This is a genomic window from Pigmentiphaga litoralis, assembly GCF_014651835.1.
GTDB lineage: Bacteria > Pseudomonadota > Gammaproteobacteria > Burkholderiales > Burkholderiaceae_B > Pigmentiphaga > Pigmentiphaga litoralis.
This window is the reverse complement of sequence record NZ_BMXQ01000001.1, coordinates 1,521,218-1,533,532: the sequence shown is the minus strand read 5'-3', so window position 1 is coordinate 1,533,532 and position 12,315 is coordinate 1,521,218. Positions and strand designations below refer to the sequence as shown.

Genomic DNA, 12,315 nt, shown 5'->3' with positions numbered 1-12,315 from the left:
ACGAGGTCGCCCAGGAGCAAGAGTTATGAACGCGCGAACCAAGGAGTTGGCCAGTTTGCACGATGCCCGCCGTTTCCTGTTCTTCACGACGGATAACACCGCCGCCCAGCACCTGGCTGCCGCATTGGCCGATGACGGGATGATGGTGCAGGAAAACGCGGCATCGGATCGCCTGTCGGTCAGGCTGGCCGAACTCATTCCGCAGATGGTGTTCCTGGATTTCGGGATCGATGAATCGCAACCCGGCAAGATGGCGCAGGCCACCGAGCTGGCGCGCCAGCTCGCACGCGTCGCGCCGACGCTGCCGGTGGTCGCGGTCGGCTCGATCACCCGGCCCGAAGGCGCGATTGCCGCGCTGCGGGCCGGCGTCCGGGACTTCATCGACCTCGCCAACGAGAACGAAGTGCAGGATGTCGTGCGGCGGGTGCTGCAGTCCAACGGTGGAGGCCGCTCGCGCCGGCCGGGCCGCGGCCAGCTGATCGTCATTCTGGGTGTGCGGGCCGGCGTCGGGGCAAGCACCCTGGGTGCACATCTGTCGACGCTGGTGCAGATGCAGATGAGCGCCCCGCCGGCGGCGCCGGAAGCCGGCCGCAAGGCGGCCCCAGGCACCGGTTCCCAGAAAGCGGCGCTGCTGGATCTGGGCTGGCCGATTGCCGATGGCCAGCTGTACCTGAACGTGTCGGGCACCTTCCATTTTGCCGAAGCCGTGCGCAACCTGCGCCGTTTCGACGAGACGCTGGTGAACACGGCGCTGTCGCGCAGCCCGAGCGGTGTGACAGTGATTCCGCTGCCGCGCGACCTGGGCGAAATGCGCACCGTGTCGCATGCCGATTCGCTGGGCCTGCTCGAAAAATTGCGGGAGCACTTCGGGGTGCTGCTTGCCGATCTGGGCGGCTTTACCAATCCGGAGTTCGTTGCGAGCCTGGTACGCGCGGCCGATCAGACCTGGCTGGTGACCGATCAGGGCGTGGGGTCACTGGTGTCGCTGGCCGACACCCTGCGGGATCTGGACGGCCGCGATGTCGACCGCTCGCGGCTGCGCCTGGTGGTCAATCGCTACGACGAACGTTATGGCATGACCTCCGACCAGATCGCCGAGCGGTTCGGTGTCGACCTGCTGGCCTCCTTGCCCGACCGCACCCTCGCGCTGATGAGCAGCACCAACCAGGGCCGCCTGCTTCACGACGTGTCAGACCGCGACCCTTACGTGCGCGCGGTGCAGAACCTGGCGGACGCCTTGTCGGAACGGACGGAAAAAGCCGGGGCAAACAAGTGGTTGTCGCGCTGGCTGCCCGGCGTGCAAAAGCATCTGGCCTAGCCATGCGCATGCATCGGGTTTTAAGTTGACCGGGATAGAACAGAAATCATGGATATGACGGCTTCTATCGAATTTGCCGATGACGGCGTGGCGTTCGTCAACACGCAGCGCTTCCACGACGTGAAGGCCGCCGCCCACGAGCACCTTCTGAGCCGTATCGAAGAGCTGGGCGCGGAATTCGGCCGCTGGTCGCGCGCGGCCATCCAGCAGTTCGTCGACCTGGAGGTCGACAGCTTCGTGCGCCTGCGCCGCGTGCCGATCAATGAAAGCGAATTGCGCCAGGTGTCTGCTGCCCTGACCAAGGAACTTGCCGGTCTGGGCCCGCTGGAAGACCTGCTGGCTGACGCCGCCGTCGAAGACGTGTTGATCAACGGCTATGACAACGTGTTCGTGTCGCGGCGGGGCATCCTGGCCAAGGAAAGCCTGCGCTTCAGCGATAACAATCATCTGCTGCGCATCGTGCGCCGCATTCTTGCGCCGCTGGGTCGGCGGCTCGATGAGTCCAGCCCGATGGTCGATGCGCGCCTGCCCGACGGCGGCCGCCTGAATGTGGTCATCGAGCCGCTGGCGGTCGACGGCCCGATGGTGTCGATCCGGAAGTTCAGGAAGGACCCCCTCAAGCCCGCGGACCTGCTGACCCTGGGCACGTTCAACGAAGAGATCCATCGCCTGTTGAGTGTCGCGGTGCGCGAGCGGTGCAACATCCTGGTGTCCGGCGGCACCAGCTCGGGCAAGACGTCGCTGCTCAATGCACTGGCTTTTTTCGTGCCTGAAACGGAACGCGTCGTGACGGTGGAAGACACGGCCGAATTGTCCTTGAATCACCCGCATGTGGTGCGGCTGGAATCGCGCCAGGGCGGCTTCGAAGGCGCCGGCGCGGTGACGATTCGCGACCTGATCCGCAACAGCTTGCGGATGCGGCCCGATCGTGTGGTGGTCGGCGAAGTCCGGGGCCCGGAAGTCATGGACATGCTGCAGGCAATGAACACCGGCCACGAAGGATCGATGGCGACCATTCACGCCAATTCTCCGCGCGAGTGCCTGTACCGGATCGAGATGCTGGCGGGCTTTGCCGGCTTTCAGGGCAGCGAGGACAGCCTGCGCCGGCAGATCGCCAGCGCGCTCGACTTCGTGGTGCAGATCGGTCGCCTTTCCAACGGCCGCCGCCGGATCACCTCGATCTCGGAGGTGACAGGCATGGGCGATAACGTCATCGCCACCCAGGAACTGTTCCGCTACGAAAGCTTCGTGACGCCCGATGGCGAAGAGAAGGATCGGTGGATCTCGCTCGGCATCCATCCGCATACGCCCAAGCTGGCGAAATACCGGGATCAGTTACGGACGCCAACGCCGGAAGCACCACCGCCCGCTGCCGGGGGCAACGGCGGTTTCTGGTCGCGAGGTCGCTGATGAGCGTCGCGGTCCTGGGCATTCTGTGCATGGCGCTGCTGCTGATCGCGGCGGCGCTGTGGCTCTGGCAGTCGTCGTCGGCGCGCACGCGCCGCAACGCCGCCAGTGCGTTTGTTGAACAGCAGCTTGGCCGTTCGGTGGCATCGGTTGCGCCCACGCTGGCGCCCCCGCCCGAGATCCCCACGGGGCGTGCGCCCATGCGCGTGTCGGGGATAGGCGGCCATTGGGACAATCTGCTGCTGCGCGCCGGCATGACCGGCGACACCCGTTTCTATGCGCCCATGATCGCCTTGCTGGTGGTGCTGCCAGTGGTCGCACTGCTGTTCAGCGGCGTGCTGGGGGCTGTGATCACGGCTGGACTGGTTGTCGTTGGCACCTATTTCCGCCTGTGGTACGCCGCAAGCAAACGCAATGCGGCCATGGTGCGGCAACTGCCTGGACTGATCGACGGCCTGGTGCGCCTGATCACGATCGGCAACAGCCTGGGGTCGGCATTCCACACCGCGGTGCCTGGTGTCGATCGCCCCTTGTTCGATGTGCTGGAGCGCGCCAATCAGTTGAACCGCGCGGGCATGGAACTGGATGCATCGCTGTTCTATGTGGCGCGCCTGTATCGCTTTCGCGAGCTGGAACTGGTCGCGGCCGTGATCGGCGTCGCCTTGCGTTTCGGTGGCCGCAGCGACATGGTGCTGGAGCGGATGGCAGGCTTCATGCGCGACCTGCAGCAGGCCCGCGAGGAACTGCACGCCTTGTCGGCCGAGGTCAGGCTGTCGGCCTGGATCCTGGCGCTGTTGCCGATCTTCGTCGCCGGATTCATTGTGATTTTCAACAATGCGATGTTCATGGGCATGTGGGACGACTCGTCTGGCAAGAAGATGCTGCTCGGCGCGGTGTTCCTGCAGGTGGCCGGTTCGTTCTGGTTGTATCGCATGGCGAAGTCGGTATGAGGTTGAAACCATGACCAGGGACCCACGATGACCCCGCAACTTCTGACCGCAGCCGCGCTGATCGCCCTGGCTGCCGCATTGCTGCTGGCGGGCCTGTCGCTGCTGTCGCGCTCGTCCCGCCAGACGCGCAACCAGCGCACCGTCAACTCCGCGATTACCGCGCGCGAGCAACCCGAGCTGGCCGAGGCCATGGCGCGCGCCGCTGCGCCGGGCTCGCGTGATCGTATGCGCGCCATGTTCGACAGCACGGCGGAACTGGGCCGCAAGTGGGGCGAAGGGCGGATCGGCGCCCAACTGCTGGCGGCAGAGGATCGTTTGCTTGTCGACCGCTGCGGCTTCAAGGACCCCGTACGCGCGCGGTCGCAATTCATTTTTGCGCGCGCCGTGCTCGGCCTGGGTCTGCCGCTGGTGGTCTGGTTGTATCTGGAAGGCTCGCATTCCTTCCAGGTGATCGCGTTCGGTCTGTTCATCGGATTCGGTATTGGCTACATGTTGCCCAAGTGGGTGCTGCAAAAGGTGGCGGGTGCCCGCGTCAAGCGCGCGGCCGACGAATTGCCGCTGCTGATCGATCTGCTGCGGCTGCTGCAGGGCGTGGGCCTGTCCATCGACCAGAGCCTGCATGTGATCGTGACGGAATTCGGCAGGGTCATACCGGTGCTGGCCGGCGAGCTGGAGATCGCGACCAACCAACATGCCCGGGGACTGGGCCGCGAACAATCGCTGCAGCGCCTGGCCACCGGGTTCGACAACGAAGACCTGGCGGCCGTGGCGCGCTTGATCGTGCAGGTCGACAAGCACGGCGGCGCGGTGCAAGAGCCGCTCAAACAATTCAGCGAGCGGGTGCGAGAGCAGCGCCGCATGCTGCTGAAAGAACGGGTCGGCAAGCTGACGGTCAAGATGACCGGCGTGATGGTGCTGACCTTGTTGCCCGCGCTGATCATCGTCACCGCGGGCGCGGGATTCCTGGCCGTGTTTCGCGGCCTGGCTCGATTGGGAAGCTGATGACACACGACACCACATTGCGTTGCCGCAGGGGCCTGGCCACCTTGATCGCGGCGGGCGGCGCTCTGCTGATCGCCGGTTGCACGACGCCGAACGGCTTTGGCATGAGCCAGCGGCAGATCAATGAAGAAGCGGTCATGCGCCAGCAGGTCGCCAATCAGGATCCGGTGGCCGACAACCGGGGCATGTACTTGTCGATGATTCGCGAGATGCAGGGCAAGGGGCTGTACTTTGCCTCGCTCGCGCACGTGGATGCGTTCGAGCAGAAGTATGGCGTGGCGCCGGATGTCGAGCTGCTGCGCGCGCACGGCCTGCGCGAGTCCGGTCAGGCGGCGCAGGCAGAAGCGCTCTATCGCAAGCTGCAGGTCTCGTCGGTGGCTGCGGCCGCGTCGCAAGGACTGGGGCTGGTTGCCGGCGCGCGTGGCGATTTTGCCGGCGCGGTTGCCGCACTGCGCGATGCGGCGCGGCGCGATCCGACCAATGCGCTGATCGTCAGTGACCTCGGGTACGCACTGCTGCGCCAGGGCGACATGGCCTCGGCGCGCCTGTCGATCGCGCAAGCTGCCGAGCTTGCACCCACGAACCCGAAGATCGTTGGCAATCTGGCCTTGTACCTGCTGGTCGCAGGGGATGAGGGCAGGGCGGAGGCCGTCATGGACAAGGCGGAGATGCCCGTGGCCACACGTGCCGCCGTGCGCCGCCTGGCAACGAACCTGCGTGCGTCGGAGCCGGCGCGGGCCACGCCTGCGATGGCGATGGCGACTGCGGCGCCGTCGATGTCGCAGACGCCGGGTCCCGTCCGTGATGCGCGCATTCCGGCCGACGCCGGTACGAGCCCGACGCCGCGCGTCGCCGCCCCGGCATCCGTCGGGCCCGCGCCGTCGATGAACGGCGCCGATGCGGGGGGTACCCGCGCACCGGCACCAGCGCCCGACCGGTCATTGCCGCCTGAAGCACCGATGCAATCCCTGCTGGACCGTTTTTCCACGCCTTAGCCGACCGTGCCGACCCTGGACTGACGCACGCCTTATTTAGCCTTGATGACGAACGGAATGACGGCCATGACCTTGACCCGCAGCACACTGATGAACCGCCTGGCGCTCGCCCTGCCCGTGGCATTGACGCTTGCCGCGCCGCTGATGGCGCACGCGCAGAACGGGCCCGTCATGGGAACGATGATGCAGACCGACGGGCAGCAGGATGTCGATGCGGCGACCGCGCGCCAGCAGTCCGAAGCCGTCGCCGGCCGTGAACGCGCACTGCAGGAGCAGTCGGTGCAACGGCAAGCCGCGGAACAGGCCGCGCGGCAGCGCGCGCAGCAACTGGCACAGCAACAGGCACAGCAACCGGCGCCGACACCCTCCGCGGCGCCGACGGTCGTACGTCAGCTGCCAAACCCCGCTGCGCCGCAGGCGACCACGTCCGCTCCGCCGCAGCCCGCGGCGCCTGCGCAAGCGGCAGCCGCAGCGGCGCGGCCTGCCGCGGCCGTGGCGACAGCTGCGCCGGCTGCCCCTGCGCCTCAGCCCGCCATCACCGGCAAACCCAATGTGGGCGATGTCAGCCGCAGCGCCCTCGCCATGCAGGCCGAAGGCCGCTATGCCGGCCCGGCGCTCCCCACCCTGGGCGCCACCACGCGCGCCAGTTGGGATCGCTACGTCCAGAGCTTCCGGCAACCCATTCCCGAGTTCTACCCGACGAACTCGTCGCCCAAGAATTGAGATCGCCATGACCGCAACGCGCGCCTTCCTCAAGCTCCGTGCATCGCGCCCCCTTGCCAGGGGCGGCGACCGCCAGCGCGGCTCGGTGCTGGTGGCGACCGCGGGCGCGCTGCTGGTATCGGTGACCCTGCTGGCCTCGGCCGACCTGGGTTACCTGTTCTACATGAAGCGCGAGATGCAGAAGGTGGCGGACCTGTCTGCATTGGCCGGCGCGCAGCGCATCGACAAGCGCAATTGCGGACCGGCCATCGCCGCTGCGACCGGTAACGCAAACCTGAATATGAGTCGGTATTCGATGACGCTGCCGTCCAGCCAGAATCCGGTCATGTGCGGGCGTTGGGACCCCGCCGCGCCGGCCGCCAGCACCACGGTCGCCAGCGAGGCAACGCCCACCGAGCGCTACGACGGCAACTGGGTGCGCAGCTATTTCGGCACGCCCGTCACGGGCGCCGACTTCAATGCCGTGAAGGTCGCCTTCACGCAAGAAGTGCCCATGTTCTTTTCCTTCATGGGGACGCGTACCGTCAGCGTGCAGGCCATCGCGATCCGCGACGCGCCGCTTGCAACCTTCTCGGTCGGCTCAAAGATTTCCGCGATCAATCCGGCGCAGACGCCTCTGGGCGCCGTGCTCCGGCTCGTCGGCGCGAATGTCAGCGCGTCCGAACTGCTTGGCTACAACGGCCTGGCGCAGGTCAAGGTCACGCCCAGCGGCCTGCTGCAGGCATTGGGCATTCCGATCAGCGCCGACCTGGGCGTGGCGGAACTGAACACCTTGCTGGCCGGCCGCCAGGTGCAGCTCGGGACGCTGCTCAACGCCATCACCACCGTTGGGGGACAGAACGGCCTGGCAAGCGCCAACGTGGCGGTCACCAATGCCGTTCAGACGGCGTTGTCGGTGCCCTCGTTGATGGTCCAGCTTGGCTCGACCGATGCGGTGGGCGGCTTGTTTGCAAAGATCATTGCGCCGGGCGCCACTGTGGCGTCGGCCCTCAATGCGCAGGTCAGCGCGCTCGATCTGGTCACGGCGGCCGTCGGCGCCGCGTCGTCGCAACGCGGTGTCGCCACCACCATCAGTGTCGGCAGCATCGCCGGCATTACCGCGACCGCCAAGCTCGGCATCGTCGAGCCCCCGTCGATCGGTATTGGCGGGGTGGGCACCAAGGCCTATACGTCGCAGGTGCGCCTTTATACCCACGTCACCACCAACGGGAGCGGGCTGGCAAGCAGCCTGCTCAGCCTGCTGGGCACGACCATCGACCTTCCCATCGTGATCGATGTGGTGAGCGCCATGGGGACCCTGACCGACATGAACTGCGGCGCGTCGCCGCCCGCGGCCACGATCGCCGTGGATTCGTCGCTGCTCAAGGCCTGTGTGGGCAAGGTCAACGAATCCACGCTGTTCTCGACCAAGGATGTCTGTGACACCGGTCTGCAGGACCAGACGATCGCCAAGGTGCTAAACCTGAATCTGCTATCGGGTCAGGTGCACGTCAACCCGCTGACCACACCGACGACACCGGTCACGCTGTCGGTGGGTCAGACCCGATCCACCGGAGGCAACCCGCTGGCAATCGGCGACACGGTGTCGTCACTGATCAACCAGACCTTGGGTCTGATCCTTGCGCAACCTTCGTCGGCCGGCACCGGTGGATCGATCGCCGGAATGACGCCCGCCACGGCGGCCGACGTCGCCGACAGATACCTGACCCGATACGGCTACAACGCGACCACCATCGCGGCACGCATGATCGCCGACGGCGTGACCTGGGGCCGCCCGTGCCTGATCGGCGTGCTGACCTGCGCGATGCCGGACGTGTGGAAGGCGCAGGTCACGCCCCTGATCGGCAGCTGCGACAACACCTGCAAACGCAATGCCTTGATCGCCAGCCTGCAGACCACCGCGAGCAACGGCGTCATCCCCGGTCTGCTGACCGGCGTGGGTGACCTGGTGTCCGGACTGTTGGGCGGCACCGGCAGCACGACCCAGCAGAACTTGCTGCAGGCGCTGCTCAAACCCGCCATCGAACTGCTCAAGCCGACGCTCAACGCGGTGGGCAGTGCACTGTCAAATGTATTGCTCAACGTGCTCGGCATCGACCTTGGCGTGACCGACGTCAAGCTGATGTCGTTGAGCTGCAGCAACGCCCGGCTGGTCTATTGATGACCGCCGGTGCATGGACCAGGAGAACGCGCGCAGCATCATGAAAAACCACCGAGCGCAACAGGACGACCTGGACGTCTATGTATGGGAAGGCAGATCGGATATTGCCGAGCGGGTCGCGCGCGCCCTGGCTGCGTTGAATGTCGACGTGATCCGCGCGGACGCAATTGCCGTGTCGAGCGACATGTTGCAGGCCCGCACGTCGATCGCCGTGATTTCGGTCACCGTGATCGAGCGGCCGAGTTTCAATGCGCGCGACTGGCAGGCGCGCCATGGCATGCCCGTGATCTGGGTCGCGGCCGAGTCGCGGGGCAATGACCCGAGCGTCTATCCCCCGGAATATTCCAACATTCTGACGCCCGACTTCACGCCTGCGGAACTGCGTGCCCTGGTCTTCAAACTGGCCGGGGTCGTGCGGGAAAGCACGCGCCCGGCGCCCGCGGCCGACCCGCTGATCGCCTCATCTGCCTGCATGCAGTTGTTCCTGGCCGAGGTCGATGCGTTTGCCGACTGCGATTCAAACGTGCTGATTCGCGGCGAAACCGGTACCGGCAAGGAACGCGTCGCGCGGCTGCTGCACGAGCGCCACCGGCGCTATGGCCGCGGTCCTTTCGTTGCAGTCAACTGCGGCGCAATCCCCGATGGCCTGTTCGAGTCGCATTTCTTTGGCCATGCCAAGGGCGCCTTCACCGGCGCCGCGTTCGCGCACAAGGGCTATTTCGAGCAGGCCCACGAAGGCACCTTGTTCCTGGATGAAATCGGCGACCTGCCGCTGTACCAGCAGGTCAAGCTGCTGCGCGTGCTTGAACAGAACATGGTGACGCGCCTGGGGTCCACGAATGAGATCCCGGTCAATTTCCGCCTGGTGGCCGCCACCAACCGGCCCTTGCGCGACCTGGTGCGGCAGGAACTGTTCCGCGCCGACTTGTACTACCGGCTGGCCGTGATCGAACTGATGGTGCCAAGCCTGGAAGAGCGGGGCGCCATCGACAAGATCGCGATCTTCAAAGCCTTTCTGGGCCAGATTCTTCCGGACCAGGACGTGGACGTGCCGGACTGGCTGGCCACGATGATCGCGCAGACCCGGTTCACCGGAAACATCCGCGAATTGCGCAACATTGCCGAGCGCGTCGGCATTACCGTGCGGCAGTTCCGTGCCTGGGACCGGGCGCGCATCGGCCGCATTTTCTCGTCGCTGGAAGACCGCGCCGACCGCATGACGCCGGCCAGCGAGCGCAATCCGCAGGACATTGCCGAGCGCAACCGGATCGTCGTGGCCCTGGATGCCAATGGCTGGCGCCGGCAGGACACCGCTTCCTTCCTCGGCATCAGCCGCAAGGTGCTGTGGGAAAAGATGCGCAAGTATCAGATCGTCGGCCAGGAGGCCGAGGTCGCCGGAGAATTCGATTGAACCCAAACACTCGCGGCGCCTCGGGGCGCCGTCCATTACATGGTTAGTACGATGATCGCAAGCCTCAGACAATCACAAGCAAGGAAGGCTGGAATGACACTCAAAAGCCGCAGCATGATCCAACGCGTGGGCATCGCCGTGCTGATGTCGGGCATGTCGGCGGGAGCCGCGGCGCAGGGCATCATGTCCTCCGGGTCCACCGTCCGTCCCGTCGTCGCGCAAGGCGCGCCGGTATCGCAAAGCGCACCAACGCAACCCGACAACAGCCCGGCCGCCAACAGCACGATCGCCGAATTGCAGGGCCTGATCCAGGCCCGCGGCCTGAACGAGCTGCGCACCACCTACAACGGCAACTACGGCGCGAGCCTGTTGTTCCGCGCCGAAGACCTCGTGTACTACGTGGCCATGTTCCAGCAGAAGAACTTCTGGCGCGTGGTCAAGACGACGTCCGAGCAGCAGGCCGAGCAGCTGTATCGCAACTTCGTGGACCAGACCGTGCAGCTGGCCGATGTCGATATTCGCCGCATCAAGCTCGACGCCGAACGGGCCAGCACCGAAAAGCTGATATCGGTCAATGAAAGCCGCCTGACTGCGTTGCAGAATGACCTGAATGTGCAGCGTCAGCAGGAACAGCAGGTTGCCGCGCGCCAGGACCAGGCCCGTGCCGAAGCCGCCGCGCTGGCCAATGATCGCCAGCAGGCGCGCGAACAACTTACGACCCTGCAGCGGCAGATCCGCGCGCTGGAAGAGCAGCAAGCCAAGCTCGACGCCGTGGGCACGCAGGCGCCAGGCGATACGGCGCGCCGCGGCCGGTAGGGGCTTGCGCGCCCCTCGATGCGAAAAACGCACTGATTTGCGCGACAGCAGATTTTGTTGCTATACTTTCGTTTCTTTGCAGCGCCCGTAGCTCAGTTGGATAGAGTACTTGGCTACGAACCAAGGGGTCGTGGGTTCGAATCCTGCCGGGCGCACCAGAACAAAGTCGATGTGCAAACACCGGCTTGAAACGGTCTGAAAGCCAACGCTTTCAGGCCGTTTTGATTTAGCGTCCCGACCGAATCGGAACGCGTCAGTAAACGTATTAGCGTATGCGTTGGGCGGTTTGCAACCGGAAGCCCGGTCGACTAGGTGAATTTGAAGTCGCCGCAATATCCGTGTTATAAACACGCCTCGCTACACAGCGCCCGTAGCTCAGTTGGATAGAGTACTTGGCTACGAACCAAGGGGTCGTGGGTTCGAATCCTGCCGGGCGCACCAGAATTTGTTGTCAGCATTGTAGTTACTGCAATACCAAGCGTTGCGCCAGTCGCGGCAACGTTGACCGAGACGGGCGCCGATAAGGCGCCCGTTTTGTTTTCAGCCGCAAAGATGGGGCCCCATTTCTGCAATGGGGCTGCCCCCAGCCTGACATGAACCCAAGTCCGAGAACGCCATGAGCATCGATATCAAGACGAAAGCACAGATCGAAAAGATGCGCCTGGCCGGCCGGCTGGCGGCCGAGGTGCTGGACATGCTGCGTCCTTTGGTCGTGCCGGGGGTTTCGACCGCGGAGCTGGATGAGCGCGCCCACGACTACATCGTGACGCGGCTCAATGCCGTGCCCGGCAAGGCAGGGTATCGCGGCTTTGAGCGGACCTTGGGCACGTCCATCAACGGCGTCGTCTGGAACGGCGTGCCTAGCGAGACAGACGTACTGCGAGACGGTGATATCGTCGGCATCGAAGTCGCGCTGATCAAGAACAGCTGGTTCGGCGCCACGACGCGCACCTTCCTGGTTGGCAAGCCCGACGCGGCCGCCAAGCGGCTCGTGACGGCGACCGAGGCCGCCCTGGCGGCTGCGATTGCCATCGTGCGCGAAGGCGCGCGGCTGGGCGATATCGGTCACGCCATCGAACGCGTGGCCAAGGCGGCAGGCTTTTCGGTGGTGCGGGAGTATTGCGGCCACGGCATCGGCCGCGGATACCACGAAGAACCCGAGGTCGCCCATCATGGGCGGCTGGGCTCGGGCCTGTGGCTCAAAAAAGGCATGGTGTTCACGATCGAGCCGATGCTGAACGCAGGCGGGCCCGACGTCGAGAACGTGGGTGACGCGGTCGAAGTGGTGACGTCGGATGGCGAGCTGTCGGCGCAGGCCCAGCACACGGTGCTGGTGACCGAGACCGGCGCGGAAGTCCTGACGGCATGGGCCGATCGCGAGCGCGCTGCGGCGCGCACCGCCCGCTGATACGGTGTTGAGGGCTCAGTCATCCCTCCCTCATCCATCGCCGAGACGGGATGTCGGATGAATGACACACGAAGTCAAGTCAACGCTCGCGGGCATACGTAGAATATCTGTCGTACTGCCTTAG

The 12,315-nt window shown here is 65.4% G+C and carries 10 protein-coding genes and 2 tRNA genes; all 12 read left to right on the top strand.

What is annotated here, in order from left to right:
* Positions 1 to 25 precede the first annotated feature (25 nt).
* The 12 genes from IE116_RS06800 (at position 26) to map (ending at position 12,191) form a co-directional block, all read left to right on the top strand.
* Entirely contained in the window at positions 26 to 1,318 is a 1,293-nt protein-coding gene (locus tag IE116_RS06800) for a P-loop NTPase family protein (RefSeq protein ID WP_189610933.1), read from the top strand.
* A 48-nt stretch (positions 1,319 to 1,366) separates the two neighbouring features.
* Complete coding sequence (locus tag IE116_RS06795) at positions 1,367 to 2,728, top strand: TadA family conjugal transfer-associated ATPase (protein WP_189610932.1); 1,362 nt, start codon at positions 1,367 to 1,369, stop codon at positions 2,726 to 2,728.
* Positions 2,728 to 3,675 (top strand): type II secretion system F family protein, encoded by a 948-nt coding sequence (locus IE116_RS06790; RefSeq protein WP_189610930.1) that lies wholly within the window; start codon positions 2,728 to 2,730, stop codon positions 3,673 to 3,675. The genes IE116_RS06795 and IE116_RS06790 overlap by 1 nt, the downstream gene beginning before the upstream one ends.
* 27 nt (positions 3,676 to 3,702) lie before the next feature.
* Entirely contained in the window at positions 3,703 to 4,677 is a 975-nt protein-coding gene (locus IE116_RS06785) for a type II secretion system F family protein (protein ID WP_189610927.1), read from the top strand.
* Entirely contained in the window at positions 4,677 to 5,672 is a 996-nt protein-coding gene (locus IE116_RS06780; protein ID WP_189610925.1) for a tetratricopeptide repeat protein, read from the top strand. Before IE116_RS06785 ends, IE116_RS06780 begins: the two co-directional genes overlap by 1 nt.
* A gap of 66 nt (positions 5,673 to 5,738) precedes the next feature.
* The gene (locus IE116_RS06775) at positions 5,739 to 6,395 is read left to right on the top strand and encodes a DUF3613 domain-containing protein (protein WP_189610924.1); all 657 of its coding nucleotides are present in this window, start codon (positions 5,739 to 5,741) and stop codon (positions 6,393 to 6,395) included.
* Between the two features lie 7 nt (positions 6,396 to 6,402).
* Positions 6,403 to 8,556: a TadG family pilus assembly protein gene (locus IE116_RS06770; protein ID WP_189610922.1), complete on the top strand. Its 2,154-nt coding sequence runs from the start codon at positions 6,403 to 6,405 to the stop codon at positions 8,554 to 8,556.
* Between the two features lie 40 nt (positions 8,557 to 8,596).
* Positions 8,597 to 9,967 (top strand): sigma 54-interacting transcriptional regulator, encoded by a 1,371-nt coding sequence (locus tag IE116_RS06765; RefSeq protein ID WP_189610920.1) that lies wholly within the window; start codon positions 8,597 to 8,599, stop codon positions 9,965 to 9,967.
* A gap of 93 nt (positions 9,968 to 10,060) precedes the next feature.
* Positions 10,061 to 10,783, top strand: coding sequence for a DUF2968 domain-containing protein (locus IE116_RS06760; RefSeq protein WP_189610918.1), 723 nt, complete (start codon positions 10,061 to 10,063; stop codon positions 10,781 to 10,783).
* Positions 10,784 to 10,864: 81 nt separating this feature from the next.
* A tRNA-Arg gene (locus IE116_RS06755) sits at positions 10,865 to 10,941 on the top strand.
* A gap of 206 nt (positions 10,942 to 11,147) precedes the next feature.
* Positions 11,148 to 11,224, top strand: a tRNA-Arg gene (locus IE116_RS06750).
* A 175-nt stretch (positions 11,225 to 11,399) separates the two neighbouring features.
* Positions 11,400 to 12,191, top strand: a complete 792-nt coding sequence (gene map / locus IE116_RS06745; RefSeq protein WP_189610917.1) for a type I methionyl aminopeptidase — start codon at positions 11,400 to 11,402, stop codon at positions 12,189 to 12,191.
* The last annotated feature ends 124 nt before the right edge of the window (positions 12,192 to 12,315 follow it).